Origin of the sequence: Alexandriicola marinus (assembly GCF_004000435.1) — a bacterium.
Lineage (GTDB): Bacteria > Pseudomonadota > Alphaproteobacteria > Rhodobacterales > Rhodobacteraceae > Alexandriicola > Alexandriicola marinus.
The window spans coordinates 830,133-844,117 of the sequence record NZ_RBVZ01000001.1; the positions used below are offsets into that span (position 1 = coordinate 830,133).

A 13,985-nucleotide genomic window follows, 5' to 3' on the forward strand; every position below is an offset into this window, starting at 1 on the left:
CCATGATCGGACGCGGCGCCATCATCCAGCAAATCGTGAACCGGTTGACCCGGGGCATGAAATGGCGGGCGCGGCTTTTGATCATCGTGTTTTGCGCGCCGGTTCTGTTCACCTTGGCAACACTGGGCTTTGGCGTGGCAAGCGCGGTCTATGTTCTGCGCTCGGATGTGGTGACGGGCACCGCTGTGCAGGTCTACGAATGGGAGGGCACGACGCCCTTCGACCGGGGCCAGATCAATTATGAGCCGGTTTTCACCTATCAGGATGCGGGCGAGGAACGTCGGGCCAGCGTGGGATCCGCACATTCCTCGTTCAAGATGGTGGTTGGCGACACCGCCGAGATCCGGCATATCCCCGGCAACCGGGGCAACGTCAAGATGAACACCTGGCAGGGCCTGTGGTTCATGCCGGTGGCTCTTGCGGGGTTCGCTGCGGTTGCATGGGTTCTGGCCGGTCTGATCTGGATCGTCCTGTCACTGCTGTTCTTTCGAAAGGGCGCCACATGAAAGCTGCCGTCATCGTATTTCCCGGGTCGAACTGCGACCGTGACATGGCCGTGGCGTTGCGCGCGGCCGGTGCCGACGTGTCGATGGTCTGGCACAAGGAGGCAGAACTTCCGTCGGGGCTCGATCTGATCGCCGTTCCGGGCGGGTTCTCCTTCGGCGATTATCTGCGTTGCGGAGCGATTGCCGCGCAATCGCCGATCTGCCGTGCGGTTGTCGATCATGCGGGGCGGGGCGGCTTTGTCCTTGGCGTTTGCAACGGGTTTCAGGTGCTGACCGAAACCGGCCTTCTGCCGGGGGCCTTGATGCGCAACGGGTCCATCCGCTTTGTCTGCCGCTCTCAGCCGCTGCGGGTCGAGACCAATGCCTCGGCCTTCACCTCGGGTTACGCGGCGGGTGCCGAGATCGCCCTGCCGATCGCCCATCACGACGGCAATTACTTTGCCGATGCCGAAACGCTCGCGGCGCTGCGGGCCGAGGATCGGGTTGCCTTCCGCTATGTCGGGAACCCGAACGGGTCCGTCGATGATATCGCGGGCGTCCTGTCCGAAAACAGGCGCGTGCTGGGCATGATGCCCCATCCCGAACGCGCGATCGAGCCTGCCCATGGCGCGACGGACGGCGCAGCCTTGTTCGCGGGACTTGTGGGCGCGCTCGTCTCTGGCTGAGCGCGCTTGTCGCGGGCGGGGTCGGGGCCTAATCTCGGGCCATGACGACGCATACGATCTCCAGACGTATTCGGCGCGGTCTGCGCCGCTGGCGCCTGCGCATTGCGCTTGCCCTGTTCTGCGTCACGGCGATCGCGGTCATCATCACGACGAATTCCTACCTGACCGAGAGGTTCACCGAAACGACCCGCAACAGGGCCGAGGTTCGCCTGACGATCTATGCCGGCAACCTGTTGTCCGAATTGCAGCGAAATTCCATCGTCCCGCAGCTTCTGTCGCGCGACCCCGAACTGATCGGCGCGCTGACCTCGTCGGATTATTCGCAGACGACGCTTCGGCTTCTGACCTTCGTCGACGAGATCGGGGCCGCCTCGATCATGCTGTTCGACAAGGACGGTCGGGTCGTCGCCGCGACCGATCGTAACCGGCTGGGCGAGAACCATCGCGGGGCCCGGTATTTCCTTGACGCGCAACGCTCGTCCGCCACGATTTTCACGTCTTCCCAGACAGATACGGGCGGTTTTTCATTCATCTATTCCCGCGCGATTGCCGAAGGCGGAACCAACCTCGGCGTGATTGCCGTCGAGGTCGACCTCGCCAAGCTGGAGCGCAACTGGGCCGGGACCGCCGACGCGGTTCTGGTGACCAACAGCGCGGGCGAGATCATCCTTGCGACCGAGCCGCGCTGGCGCGGCCAGACGATCGAAAGCGCTCTGGCCGTCCAGTCGGCCCCATCGGCCATCGAACGCGCGATCCGGGCGACGCAGGACTGGACGGCCCTTCCGATCGACGCCTACCTGCGTGGCGAGGCCGTGCTGCGCCGCGATCTGCGCATCCCGTTTCAGGGCTGGACGATCGTCAGTTTCACCGCCTATGCCTCGGTTCGCGAGCGGGTTAACGGCATCCTCGCGCTCGAGATCATGGGCTTTGCGATTCTGCTGGCCGGGGGGTTCTGGCTGACCTCCCGGAAAACGGCGTCTCGGCTGATGATCTTCCAGCGGGAGTCGGCGGAACTGCGCGCATTGAACGAACGCTTGCAGCGGGAAATCGCCGAGCGGGAAAAGGTCGAAAAGACGCTCGAAGTGGCGGAACAGACCATCGCGCAATCCTCGAAACTCGCGGTGCTGGGCGAGATGTCGGCCGCTGTCAGCCACGAACTGAACCAGCCGCTTGCTGCGATGAAGACCTATCTTGCGGGGGCGCGGCTTCTGTTGATGCGCAAGCGGCCCGAAGAGGCGCTGTCCTCGTTCCAGCGGATCGACGACCTGATCGACAGGATGGGCGCGATCACCCGGCAGCTGAAATCCTACGCGCGCAAGGGGGCGGAGGCGTTCGAGCCCATGGATGCACGCGATTGCGTCTCTGCGGCGCTGGCCATGATGGAGCCTCAGCTCAAGACCCGCTCGGTCCGGATCACCCGGACCCTGCCGGCCGAACCCGCCATGGTGCTGGGGGACCGGCTTCGCCTTGAACAGGTTATCGTCAACCTGTTGCGCAATGCGCTTGACGCCACCAAGTCTGAAAAAGAGCCGGCGATCGATATCCTGCTTGCCGCGGGAGAGACCGTCCGGCTGACATTGCGCGACAACGGGCCGGGCATCGAAGACCTCGATGCGCTGTTCGAGCCGTTCTACACGACCAAGGCCCCCGGCGACGGCGTCGGACTGGGCCTTGCCATTTCGTCGGGTATCGTCAACGACCTTGGCGGTCGCCTGACCGCAAGGAACGGCCAGAATGGCGGCGCGGTATTCGAGGTGCAGTTGCCCGCCCTTGGCGACAGGGTCGCCGCGGCGGAATAAGGAGAGAAGACCGATGAGCAAGTCGATGAAGGTGGCCATCGTCGATGACGAAAAGGACATGCGCCAGTCGATCAGCCAGTGGCTGGCACTGTCGGGATTCGATACCGAAACCTATGAGAGCGCCGAAGAGGCGCTCAAGGGCATGTCGTCCGATTACCCGGGCATCGTGGTCAGCGACATCAAGATGCCGGGCATGGACGGGATGCAATTCCTCAAGAAGCTCAAGAGCGTTGATTCCGCGCTGCCCGTGATCATGATCACCGGCCATGGCGACGTGCCTATGGCGGTCGAAGCGATGCGCATCGGCGCCTTCGATTTTCTTGAAAAGCCGTTCAATCCCGACCGGATGACCGAACTGGCCAAGAAGGCCACCCAGGCCCGCAGGCTCACGCTCGATAACCGGGCGCTTCGGCGGGAATTGTCGGACGGCTCGGCGATCATGAACAAGCTGATCGGATCGAGCCCCGCGATGGAACGGCTCAAGGAAGACATCCTCGATCTGGGGCAGGCCGACGGCCATGTGCTGATCGAAGGCGAAACCGGAACGGGCAAGACACTCGTCGCCCACGCGCTTCATGCCGTGGGGGCGCGGGCGTCCAAGAAATTCGTCCTCGTGGCCTGTTCGGCCTTCGACGACGACACCCTGTCGCGGCGCCTGTTCGGGCCGACCGACGAGGATCAGGGCCTGCCCGCCATGGAAGAGGCGCGCGGGGGCACGCTGGTTCTGGAGGATATCGAGGCGATGGGCGCGGCCCTTCAGGCCCGGCTTCTGACCGCGATCAACGAACAGGGCAGTCCGTCCGAGACCCGGATCGTCGCCATCTCGAACCTGCAGGACGAGGGTAAGACGATCGAGACCGAGATGCGCTCGGATCTGTTCTACAGGCTCGCCGCGCTTCGGATCACCGTCCCGCCGCTGCGCCAGCGGGGCGAGGATATCCTGACCCTGTTCACCCGCCTTTCCGAGCAATATGCCGACGAATACGGCTGCGATGCGCCCGAGGTCACGGCACAGGAGGCGGCCCAGCTTCTGCAGGCGCCGTGGCCCGGCAATGTGCGCCAGCTGATCAACGTGGCCGAACGCGCTGTCTTGCAGAACCGGCGCGGCACCGGCACGATCGCCTCGCTGTTGATGGCCGACAGCGACGAGAACGAGGTTGCGATGACGACCGAGGGCAAGCCGCTCAAGGAATTCGTCGAGGCATTCGAGCGGATGCTGATCGACAACACGATGCGTCGCCACCGGGGCGCGATCGTCAATGTCATGGAAGAGCTGTGCCTTCCGCGACGGACCCTGAACGAGAAAATGGCGAAATACGGGCTTCAACGCTCCGATTATCTCTGACGGTTTGAGATGAAGAGATTCTTCCGACGCCTGCTGATCCTGGCGGTCCTCGTCCTTGCATTGGCACTGGGCTATGGCTGGCTGGGGTTTCGCGATGCCCATGCCGACGCAGAAACGCTGCGCGCCCGCGCCGATGCCCTGATCGAGGCCGACAGGGGCGGGGTCGGGCTTGGCGTCAATCGACGCCAGATGCTGATCGACGTCGAAGACCCCGCTTTCCTCGCCCATGTGGGCGTGGATTTCACGACGCCCGGGGCCGGGTCTGCCACCATCACCCAATCCGTCGCGTCGTGGCTCGGGCTCGAAGGGCGGCAGCACGCGATCAGCTGGCTGCGCAAGACCGGTTTTGCGCTCGCACTCGAGCAGGAACTGACCAAACCGCAGATCCTCGCGCTGTATCTTGATATTGTTCCCATGGGGCCGGGCCCCGACGGGGACGGGATCAACGGATTCTGGCCGGCCTCACAGGCCTATTTCGGTGGGGATCCCGGCGACATCGGCGAGAGGGATTTCCTTGCCCTTCTGGCGGTGATGATCGCGCCCACCGATTTGCAGCTGGCCAATCCCGGCCCCCCGCTCGAAGAGCGGATCAACCGGATCGAGCGGCTTCTATCGGGCACCTGCGAGCCTCTAGGCCACGACGATGTCTGGTTCGAGGGCTGCGCCGCGACCTGAAGTCACGGCGCGCGAGGCAAATTGCAACTTTGACGATTTGCCCATTGTCAGGGGCCACTTCGCTCCCTTATGTAGGAAGAACGGTCGACTGCTCGACGCTGAGCAGACCGGACCGGTGAGTTTCTCTGCGGATCAGAGCGAAAAACAAGCGCCCCGATACGCAGCTGATTTGACCTTCTGGGTCATTTGAACGCCCTCGAGCGCGCTACTTTTCACATCGCGCCGGGCCAAATATTGGTCTTCCGTTCGGAAGGCCGGAGCAAGAACGCGATGCAGGGAACGCATCTCAGGAGCAGTAAGGAGGCAGGCCGAACAGGCCGCGCCACTTCGTTCCGCGACCCTCTCGCCCCAATCAGACATGACCCTGCACCTCTTGCACCCCCGGGTGAGGACCTGCGGCGTCATGCAAACGGAAAACATGGCGAAGAAAATGCTTATCGATGCCACCCACGCGGAAGAAACCCGCGTCGTGGTGGTGGACGGAAACAAAGTCGAGGAGTTTGATTTCGAGAGTGCCGCAAGGCGGCAACTGGCAGGAAACATCTATCTGGCAAAGGTGACACGGGTCGAACCGTCCCTTCAGGCCGCCTTCATAGATTACGGTGGCAACCGCCACGGGTTCCTCGCATTCTCGGAAATCCATCCCGATTATTACCAGATCCCGATCGCGGACCGCGAGGCGCTTCTGGCCGAGGAAAAGGCCTATGCCGAAAGCCTCGCCGCCGAGAGCGAAGAGGAAGAGAAATCCGGCTCCAAGTCACGCTCCCGCCGCCGGTCGCGCAGCCGGACCAAGGCTGCCGAGACGGGCGCGGACGCCGTGGCGACCGCAGATGTCGACGGGATGGAAACGATAGACCTCGACGAAGGTGACGGTGATGACGGAGCCGATCCGCTCGAGGGCTCGTCACCGATGGAACTGGTGAGCGAAACCCCCGTCGAGACGCCCGCCGCCGATGAAGACCTCGCCGAAGGTGACGACGCAACGGCCGGGGCGGATGGCGATACCACCGAGGCAGAGACCGAGACCGCCGAAGCCGAGGCGCCCCGTCGGCGCAGCCGTCGCCGGTCGCGTTCCAAATCAGCCGACGATGAAACACAGTCAGCCGACGAGGCCGGATCGGACGATGACGACGGCATCGAATCCGTGGCCGACGACGACGACAGCGAAGACGTGCGCCCCGTGCGCAAGCCGCGCCCGCGCCGCTACAAGATCCAGGAAGTGATCAAGGTCCGGCAGATCATGCTGGTGCAGGTCGTCAAGGAAGAGCGCGGAAACAAGGGTGCGGCGCTGACCACCTATCTGTCGCTTGCCGGCCGCTATTGCGTGCTCATGCCCAACACGGCGCGTGGCGGCGGCATCAGCCGCAAGATCACCAACGCCGTCGACCGCAAGAAGCTCAAGGAAATCGCAAATTCGATGGACGTGCCCGAGGGCGCGGGCCTGATCATCCGCACCGCCGGATCGCAGCGCACCAAGTCCGAGATCAAGCGCGACTACGAATATCTGCAACGGCTGTGGGAACAGATCCGTGAACTGACCCTGCGCAGCGTCGCGCCTGCCAAGATCTACGAGGAAGGCGATCTGATCAAACGGTCGATCCGCGATCTCTATTCCAAGGAGATCGACGAAGTGATCGTCGAGGGTGCCGAAGGCTACCGGACGGCCAAGGACTTCATGAAAATGATCATGCCGTCCCACGCCAAGAACGTGAAAGCCTATGCCGAAAGCCTGCCGCTCTTCGCGCGCTACCAGGTCGAAAGCTACCTCTCGGCGATGTTCAACCCGACGGTTCAACTGCCTTCGGGCGGCTATATCGTGATCGGGGTCACCGAGGCGCTGGTCGCGATCGACGTGAACTCGGGTCGGGCCACCAAGGAAGGCTCGATCGAGCAGACCGCGCTCAAGACCAACCTCGAGGCCGCCGAAGAGGTCGCCCGCCAGTTGCGCCTGCGCGATCTGGCAGGCCTGATCGTCATCGACTTCATCGACATGGACGAGCGGCGCAACAACACCGCTGTTGAAAAGCGCTTCAAGGACAAGCTCAAGACCGATCGGGCCCGCATCCAGGTCGGCCGGATCTCGGGCTTCGGCCTTCTCGAGATGAGCCGTCAGCGTCTCCGCCCGGGCATGCTCGAGGCGACGACCCAGCCGTGCCCGCATTGTCATGGCACGGGCCTCCTGCGCTCCGACGACAACGTGGCGCTCGCCATTCTGCGCCAGCTCGAGGAAGAGGGCGTGCGTGGCCGCACCCGCGAGGTTCTGGTCAAGGTGCCCTTCGGCATCATGAACTACCTGATGAACTTCAAGCGCGAACATATCGCCCAGATCGAACAGCGGTTCGGACTGGCAGTTCGGGTCGAGGGGGATCCCACGTTGGTCTCGCCCGACTACAAGCTTGAGAAATTCAAGACCGCGACACGGGCCGTGCCGGATGTGTCCGAAATCGTCGTGTCGGCCGATGCCGCCCTGATCGAGCCCGAGGAAGAGGACGAGGACGACACGGTCGAGGCCGCGTCCGAACAGCCCACCTCGGAAGAGGCGCAGGGCGAGGATCGTCCCCGAAAGAAGCGCCGTCGCCGGCGCAGGCGCAGGGGTGGTGCCAACGGTGCCGAAACCAATGGGGATACCGAGACAACGCAGGACGGCGAGGCTGACGCCGATGCCGAGGCACCCTCTGTAGAGGCGGCCGAACAGCCGGCGTCGACCGAACCGGCACCCGCCGATGCGGAAAGCACGGAAGAAAAGCCCAAGCGTCGCCGCAGCCGCAGCCGCAAGCCCAAGGCTGACGAGGCGGAGACGCCCGCCGCCGAAGAGGCCGCACCGGCCGAGGCAGAGACGTCATCCGAGGCAACTCCCGCTGCGGAGCCCGTGGCCGAGGTCGAGGCGCCTGCCGAGGCAGAGGCCGAACCCGCCCCCAAGCCCAAGCGCACACGGCGCAAGAAGGCGCCCGAGCCCGTGGCCGAGGAAGCCGCGCCTGCCGCCGAAGCGGTCACCGAGGAAGCTCCGGCCGCCGAAGAGGCGCCCAAGCCCAAGCGGACCCGCAAGCCACGCGCCAAGAAGGTCGAGGAACCCGCAGTCGCGGAAGCCGTCGCCGAACCCGTGGCGGCTGAGGCTACAGCGGCGCCCGAAACCGTCGAGGCCCCTGCGGAGCCGCAAGCCGCCGAACCGGCGCCGGTCGGTGCCGAAGCCGTGCCTGAACCGGAGCCCGCTGCCCCGGCTGAGGCCGCCGAGGAAAAGCCGGCGAAACCGAAAAAGCGCGGTTGGTGGGCGATGGGCCGCTGATCGCAGCGCCTGTGATTTGAGGAAAGGGCCGGTCCTTCGGGGCCGGCCTTTTTCATTCAGCCCGCGTCAGGCGCGGGGAATGTCGAATTCTTCGTCGGCCAGTTGAAAGCCCTCGAACCGGAAGCCGGGGCTGACGGTGCAGCCCACAAGGCTCCACCCGTCGCCCGCTCGGGCGGTCTGCCAGTGCCCTTCGGGCACGATCTGCTGGGGGTGTTGACCCCGGGCCAGATCAGCGCCGAGCAGGTAATCCTTGGCCGGTCCGGAATCGGTCGGCGAAATGCTGAGTTTCAGCGCGCTTCCGGCATAGAAATGCCAGATCTCGGTCGCGTCAACCCTGTGCCAGCGGCTCTGCTCGCCGGGCTTGAGAAGGTAATAGATGCAGGTTCCCGAAGGACGGGGCTGTTCCGAACCGCTCCAGGTCTGGCGATACCAGCCGCCCTCTGGATGGGGGGACAGGTTCAGGTGGTTGATGATGTCGTCTGCTGTCATCTGCGCACGCTAGTGCGGGCAGTGCCGACCCACAAGCAAAAGAGCAAAGGGCGTCCGGCGACCGGACACCCCCCTATGCCGCGCGGCATGGCTCAGGACTTGAGGATACCGCGGCCCGCGTATTCGGCGCTTGCGCCCAGCATTTCCTCGATCCGGATCAGCTGGTTGTACTTCGCCAACCGGTCCGACCGGGCAAGAGAGCCGGTCTTGATCTGCCCGCAATTCGTGGCGACGGCCAGATCGGCGATGGTCGCATCTTCTGTCTCGCCCGAGCGATGCGACATGACCGAGGTATAGCCCGCGCGATGCGCCATATCGACGGCCTTGAGCGTTTCGGTCAGCGTGCCGATCTGGTTGACCTTCACGAGAAGCGAATTCGCGGTGCCGGTGTCGATGCCCTGCTTGAGGCGCGTGGGGTTGGTGACGAAGAGATCGTCGCCCACCAGCTGAACCTTGTCGCCCAGCACATCGGTCAACGTGCGCCAGCCGTCCCAGTCGTCCTCGGACATGCCGTCCTCGATCGAGATGATGGGATAATCCTGAACCAGCGCCTGCAGATAGGCGACATTCTCATCGGCGCTGAAGATCTTGTCTTCGCCCGCCATGTGATACTTGCCGTCGCGGAAATATTCCGTCGCCGCACAATCGAGCGCCAGGTGAATGTCTTCGCCGGGCTTGTAGCCGGCCTTTTCGATGGACTTCAGGATGAAATCCAGCGCGTCGCGGGTGGACGAAAGGTTTGGCGCAAAGCCGCCTTCGTCGCCCACGCCGGTGGCAAGGCCCGCGTCCGACAGCTCTTTCTTGAGTGTGTGGAACACCTCGGAGCCCATGCGAACGGCCTCGCGAATGTTGTCCGCGCTGACCGGCATGATCATGAATTCCTGGATGTCGATCGGGTTGTCGGCATGTTCGCCGCCGTTGATGATGTTCATCATCGGGACCGGCAGAACCCGGGCCGACGTGCCGCCGACATAGCGGTAGAGCGACTGGCCCGTGTAATCCGCAGCCGCCTTGGCCACGGCCAGCGACACGCCGAGGATCGCGTTGGCGCCCAGACGCCCCTTGTTGTCGGTGCCGTCCAGCTCGATCATCAGCTCGTCGACCTCGACCTGTTCGGTCGCGTCCAGCCCGATCACGGCCTCGGCGATCTCGCCATTGACCGATGTCACGGCCTCAAGAACGCCCTTGCCCTTGTAGCGGCTCTTGTCGCCATCGCGCTTTTCCACCGCCTCGTGCACGCCCGTCGACGCGCCCGAGGGCACGGCTGCGCGACCGATGCTGCCGTCTTCCAGCGTGACGTCGACTTCGACTGTCGGATTGCCCCGACTGTCGAGAATCTCGCGGGCGTGAAGGTCGATGATGATGCTCATGAAAACGGGTCCTTGGGTTAAGACATGTGTCGCGCGCTCTATAACGCGGGTCCGGGTGGGGGGGAAGCGGCTGCTCGGACCCGCCGTTCCCGGATCAGAACATAAATCCCCGCGCAGATCACGATCGTCGTGCCAAGCACCGTCCACAGATCGGGCCGCTCTCCGAAGACGAGCCCGCCGAGGATCACGGCAAAGACCATCCGCGTATAGCGAAACGACGAGATGAAGGCGATGTCGCCGGCCCGGGTCGCGCCGACAATGGCCAGATAGCCCGCAAGCCCCACCACGACGCAGCCCAGAAGGATCAGGACATCGCGGAACGCGAGGAACACCAGCGGCGTGCCGGTAATGGCCGCGAGAAACATCCCCGACGGTACCAGCGCCACGAAGGCCATGAGCGTCAGTTGAACCCCCGATGCCCTGAGCCCGATGGCCCGGGTCACGATATCCCGCGCCGCAAGGCCCAGCATGCCCACCACCGTCAGAAGCGTCGCGGACTGGAATTCGCCCAAGCCCGGTCGCAGGATCATCAGCACCCCGGCAAGCCCCACGAGGATCGCGCTCCACCGTCGCCAGCCCACCGGTTGCGCCAGAAAGATCGCGCCCCCCATCGCAACGACCAGCGGCGTCGCCTGGATCACGGCCGAGACCGTCGTGATCGGGATCAGCGCGAGCGAGGAGACAAAGAACAAGGTCCCGCCGATCTCGAATGCCATCCTCAGGAGCGCGGCGGGGGAGCGCATCACCGGCACGACGATCGGCTGGCGCGTGGCCAGCAGCCACAGGATCAGGACAGTGGCCCCGCCGAACCCGATGACGGAAATGATCTGGCCCGGCGGCACGCGGCCGGTCATCAACTTGATCAACGTGTCCTCGATGGCGAACGAGGCCATCGCGGCTGTCATCATCAGGGCGCCACGGAGGTTTTCCATCGAGGGACTTTCGAAAGATGTTCTCCAATCCTTACCCACCCCTCAGGCGGAATTGAAGCGACCTTGGAGAGGGCGTTCAGTCTTTCGTGCGTTTCGACAGCGGAACGCCGTAAAGTTCAAGCCGGTGACCCTTGAGCCGGTATCCCAGCCGTTCGGCGATCTTTTCCTGAAGCGCCTCGATCTCGGGGTCGACGAATTCGATGACCTCGCCGGAATGCATGTCGATCAGGTGATCGTGGTGGTCGCGATCGGCGGTCTCATATCGGGCGCGGCCGTCGCCGAATTCGTGCTTTTCGAGGATACCCGATTCTTCGAACAGCTTGACCGTGCGATAGACCGTCGCGATCGAGATGCGTGGATCGATCGCCGAGGCCCGGGCATAGAGTTCCTCGACATCCGGGTGATCGACCGCATCTTCAAGCACCTGCGCGATCGTCTTGCGCTGATCGGTCATGCGCAGCCCGCTGGCCGTGCAGCGTTCGAGAATGGTATCTGTCATGGTCAATTGCCCGCATCTTTGGGTTTACCGCTTTAACGGCTCGACCATCGGTGATCCAGCCTTTCCTGTGAACCGTGCGCGCGCGACGATGGGCAGGCAAAGCCAGCTTCCGCCCAGAGAATGAAGCTCCGCCCCGGTGCCCAGCTTGAACCGGGCAAGGCCGGGGTTGGCCTCGGTGTCGATCTGGCCGAGGTCGATCCAGCGGACGTCTTCGCGAGAGAGCCTTTCGGCGGCCTCTGCCAGCAACAGGTGATGGGCGCAGGCGGCGCGCCCCGCGTCGGTCGTGGCGCCGATCAGGTAGGTGGCGGACTGCCCATGTCGGACGAAGAGCATCGCGGCGAGGGTTTCGGGGGTCGGTCCGCGTGTTTCCGCACTTATCAGGCAAAGCGCATCTGGAGCGCCGGCGACCAGCGCCCGGCTGATCGGGTTCGCGACCGAGCGGTAGCCTCGCGACTTGCGCAGCCCAGCCTCCTGCGTCAGCAGCCATTGCCCGCGTGTACCCCCGAACGGGCCCGCGATTGTCCTGAACCCTGCGTTCCGCGCCCGGGCGAGGTTTGCGCGCCATTTCGGATGCGCGCGCGGCATGTCGCGGGCGGTGTCGCCGGCCCCGATATCGAGCCAGCCCGTCGCCCCAGGCGACATCACCATCCGGTATCCGGCGCCTCGAAAGATCGGATCAGGCGCATCGGCCTCGATCAGATGGGGCAGGGAGCCGCCCAGGCCGTGCAAGGCCTCGAGCCGGGCAGGGGCGGACAGGTCCGCACTCCAGACGGGCCCGCGAACCAGCGCGCGAATCCGGCCCAGCATCGGCACCTTGCGAGACAGCACGAGCGCGTGGCCCACGTCCTGCCCGTTCAGCCTCAGCGTTTCGCGCTGCCCCTCGAGGCCCAGCGGGGAGAGCGCTTGCTCAAAGACGGAGGATTGCGTCAGGGCGATGGGGGTCGGTGCGAAGGACATTCCCGTATTAATTCGGTGGAAACCTAAGCGCGGGTTAATGGGGCCATGCAACAGAGGACCCCGCCGTCACATTCCGTTCTGGGCCATCGCGCCCCGGGGCCAAGGCTCACGCCATTTGGCGCCGCACTGATCGTGCTGGGCCTGTCCCTGCCGTTCTGGGTCGTCCTTGCCTTCGTGGCGATTGTTCGTGGCTAGCCCAGCTTCACCAGTGCATGGCGTTTTTTCCCGGCACTCAGCTTGACCGAACGGGCCAGCGTTTCGGCATCGACCATCAGGCCTGCGTCGGTGACGGGTTCGTCGTCCATCCGTGCGCCGTTCTCGGCGATCAGGCGCTTGGCCTCCTTGCCGCTGCCGGCAAGGCCCGACCGCACGAAGAGCTGCGTGATCGAGATACCGTCCGCCACTTCGTCTGCGGAAAGGGTCAGTGTCGGCAGATCGTCGCCCACGCCGCCCTTTTCGAACACTTCGCGCGCGGTGGCCTCGGCCGCCTGAGCCGCCTCGGCGCCGTGAAGCAGGGTCGTGACCTCGTTGGCAAGGATGATCTTGGCCTCGTTGATCTCGGATCCTTCAAGCGCGCCCAGCCGATTGCATTCCTCGACCGGCAACTCTGTATAGAGCTTCAGGAACCGGCCCGTATCTGCATCGGTGGTGTTGCGCCAGAATTGCCAGAATTCATAAGGGCTCAGCATGTCGCCATTGAGCCAGATCGCACCGCCTTGGCTCTTGCCCATCTTGCGGCCGTCAGACGTGGTCAGAAGCGGCGTGGTCAAGCCGAAGATCTCGGTATCGAGCACGCGGCGCGTCAGGTCGATCCCGTTGACGATATTGCCCCACTGGTCCGACCCGCCCATCTGCAACAGGCAGCCGTAGCGGCGGTTCAGCTCGAGAAAGTCATAGGCCTGAAGGATCATGTAGTTGAATTCGAGGAAGGACAGGGATTGTTCCCGGTCGAGTCGCGATTTCACGCTTTCGAACGACAGCATCCGGTTGACCGAGAAATGCCGCCCGATATCGCGCAGGAAATCGAGGTAGTTGAGCCCGTCCAGCCATTCGGCATTGTTCAGCATGATCGCATCGTTCGGCCCGTCGCCATAGGCGAGGTAGCGGTCGAACACCTTCTGCATCCCCGCGATATTGGCGTCGATCTGTTCATTGCTCAGAAGCGGGCGCTCATCGGCGCGGAAGGACGGATCGCCCACCTTCGTCGTGCCGCCGCCCATCAGGGTGATCGGCTTGCCGCCCAGCTTCTGGAACCAGCGCAACAACATGACGTTCAGCAGGTGGCCCACGTGAAGCGAACTGGCGGTTGCATCATAGCCGATATAGCCCGGAACCACACCGGCCCGGAACGCCTCGTCCAGCGCCTGGTAATCCGTGCAATCGGCAAGGAAGCCGCGCTCCATGATCGTGGCCATGAATTCGGATTTCGGATGGTAGGTCATCGTCTTGCCCCTGCTCAGCGGTC

General features: G+C 64.1%; 13 protein-coding genes. 7 read left to right on the top strand and 6 right to left on the bottom strand.

Annotation, left to right across the window (positions count from 1 at the left end; all coding sequences use genetic code 11):
• Positions 1-2: 2 nt before the first annotated feature.
• The 6 genes from EP376_RS04140 to EP376_RS04165 all read left to right on the top strand — a co-directional run bounded on the left by EP376_RS04140 (position 3) and on the right by EP376_RS04165 (position 8,273).
• Positions 3-506 carry a DUF3592 domain-containing protein gene (locus tag EP376_RS04140; RefSeq protein ID WP_127654260.1) on the top strand — a complete coding sequence of 168 codons (504 nt, stop codon included), beginning with the start codon at positions 3-5 and terminating at the stop codon, positions 504-506.
• Positions 503-1,171: a phosphoribosylformylglycinamidine synthase subunit PurQ gene (gene purQ / locus EP376_RS04145; RefSeq protein WP_127654261.1), complete on the top strand. Its 669-nt coding sequence runs from the start codon at positions 503-505 to the stop codon at positions 1,169-1,171. The genes EP376_RS04140 and purQ overlap by 4 nt, the downstream gene beginning before the upstream one ends.
• 41 nt (positions 1,172-1,212) lie before the next feature.
• Positions 1,213-2,970 carry a sensor histidine kinase gene (locus EP376_RS04150; protein WP_127654262.1) on the top strand — a complete coding sequence of 586 codons (1,758 nt, stop codon included), beginning with the start codon at positions 1,213-1,215 and terminating at the stop codon, positions 2,968-2,970.
• A 13-nt stretch (positions 2,971-2,983) separates the two neighbouring features.
• The gene (locus EP376_RS04155) at positions 2,984-4,315 is read left to right on the top strand and encodes a sigma-54-dependent transcriptional regulator (RefSeq protein ID WP_127654263.1); all 1,332 of its coding nucleotides are present in this window, start codon (positions 2,984-2,986) and stop codon (positions 4,313-4,315) included.
• 9 nt (positions 4,316-4,324) lie between these two features.
• Positions 4,325-4,990 (top strand): transglycosylase domain-containing protein, encoded by a 666-nt coding sequence (locus tag EP376_RS04160; protein ID WP_127654264.1) that lies wholly within the window; start codon positions 4,325-4,327, stop codon positions 4,988-4,990.
• A gap of 418 nt (positions 4,991-5,408) precedes the next feature.
• Positions 5,409-8,273, top strand: coding sequence for an Rne/Rng family ribonuclease (locus tag EP376_RS04165; protein WP_127654265.1), 2,865 nt, complete (start codon positions 5,409-5,411; stop codon positions 8,271-8,273).
• A 66-nt stretch (positions 8,274-8,339) separates the two neighbouring features.
• Here the strand turns inward: EP376_RS04165 and EP376_RS04170 are convergent, their stop codons facing one another.
• The 5 genes from EP376_RS04170 to EP376_RS04190 form a co-directional block, all read right to left on the bottom strand.
• Positions 8,340-8,762 carry a cupin domain-containing protein gene (locus tag EP376_RS04170; RefSeq protein WP_127654266.1) on the bottom strand — a complete coding sequence of 141 codons (423 nt, stop codon included), beginning with the start codon at positions 8,760-8,762 and terminating at the stop codon, positions 8,340-8,342.
• A gap of 92 nt (positions 8,763-8,854) precedes the next feature.
• A complete protein-coding gene (eno, locus tag EP376_RS04175) occupies positions 8,855-10,132 on the bottom strand; it encodes a phosphopyruvate hydratase (RefSeq protein WP_127654267.1) in 1,278 nt (425 codons plus the stop codon).
• A gap of 38 nt (positions 10,133-10,170) precedes the next feature.
• Positions 10,171-11,064 carry a DMT family transporter gene (locus tag EP376_RS04180; RefSeq protein ID WP_127654268.1) on the bottom strand — a complete coding sequence of 298 codons (894 nt, stop codon included), beginning with the start codon at positions 11,062-11,064 and terminating at the stop codon, positions 10,171-10,173.
• Positions 11,065-11,140: 76 nt separating this feature from the next.
• Positions 11,141-11,563: a Fur family transcriptional regulator gene (locus tag EP376_RS04185; protein ID WP_127654269.1), complete on the bottom strand. Its 423-nt coding sequence runs from the start codon at positions 11,561-11,563 to the stop codon at positions 11,141-11,143.
• A 24-nt stretch (positions 11,564-11,587) separates the two neighbouring features.
• Positions 11,588-12,520 (bottom strand): GNAT family protein, encoded by a 933-nt coding sequence (locus EP376_RS04190; protein WP_127654270.1) that lies wholly within the window; start codon positions 12,518-12,520, stop codon positions 11,588-11,590.
• 45 nt (positions 12,521-12,565) lie between these two features.
• Here EP376_RS04190 and EP376_RS22925 point away from each other — a divergent pair, with 45 nt between their 5' ends.
• Positions 12,566-12,715 carry a hypothetical protein gene (locus EP376_RS22925; protein ID WP_164744859.1) on the top strand — a complete coding sequence of 50 codons (150 nt, stop codon included), beginning with the start codon at positions 12,566-12,568 and terminating at the stop codon, positions 12,713-12,715.
• Here the strand turns inward: EP376_RS22925 and tyrS are convergent.
• Positions 12,712-13,962, bottom strand: coding sequence for a tyrosine--tRNA ligase (gene tyrS, locus EP376_RS04195; protein WP_127654271.1), 1,251 nt, complete (start codon positions 13,960-13,962; stop codon positions 12,712-12,714). The genes EP376_RS22925 and tyrS overlap by 4 nt on opposite strands.
• Between the last annotated feature and the right edge of the window lie 23 nt (positions 13,963-13,985).

Excerpts from the sequence above, each read along its gene's own strand:
- EP376_RS04140 (WP_127654260.1), top strand. The coding sequence starts at position 3 with ATGATCGGACGCGGCGCCATCATCCAGCAAATCGTGAACCGGTTGACC.
- purQ (WP_127654261.1), top strand. The coding sequence starts at position 503 with ATGAAAGCTGCCGTCATCGTATTTCCCGGGTCGAACTGCGACCGTGAC.
- EP376_RS04150 (WP_127654262.1), top strand. The coding sequence starts at position 1,213 with ATGACGACGCATACGATCTCCAGACGTATTCGGCGCGGTCTGCGCCGC.
- EP376_RS04155 (WP_127654263.1), top strand. The coding sequence starts at position 2,984 with ATGAGCAAGTCGATGAAGGTGGCCATCGTCGATGACGAAAAGGACATG.
- EP376_RS04160 (WP_127654264.1), top strand. The coding sequence starts at position 4,325 with ATGAAGAGATTCTTCCGACGCCTGCTGATCCTGGCGGTCCTCGTCCTT.
- EP376_RS04165 (WP_127654265.1), top strand. The coding sequence starts at position 5,409 with ATGGCGAAGAAAATGCTTATCGATGCCACCCACGCGGAAGAAACCCGC.
- EP376_RS04170 (WP_127654266.1), bottom strand. The coding sequence starts at position 8,762 with ATGACAGCAGACGACATCATCAACCACCTGAACCTGTCCCCCCATCCA.
- eno (WP_127654267.1), bottom strand. The coding sequence starts at position 10,132 with ATGAGCATCATCATCGACCTTCACGCCCGCGAGATTCTCGACAGTCGG.
- EP376_RS04180 (WP_127654268.1), bottom strand. The coding sequence starts at position 11,064 with ATGGAAAACCTCCGTGGCGCCCTGATGATGACAGCCGCGATGGCCTCG.
- EP376_RS04185 (WP_127654269.1), bottom strand. The coding sequence starts at position 11,563 with ATGACAGATACCATTCTCGAACGCTGCACGGCCAGCGGGCTGCGCATG.
- EP376_RS04190 (WP_127654270.1), bottom strand. The coding sequence starts at position 12,520 with ATGTCCTTCGCACCGACCCCCATCGCCCTGACGCAATCCTCCGTCTTT.
- EP376_RS22925 (WP_164744859.1), top strand. The coding sequence starts at position 12,566 with ATGCAACAGAGGACCCCGCCGTCACATTCCGTTCTGGGCCATCGCGCC.
- tyrS (WP_127654271.1), bottom strand. The coding sequence starts at position 13,962 with ATGACCTACCATCCGAAATCCGAATTCATGGCCACGATCATGGAGCGC.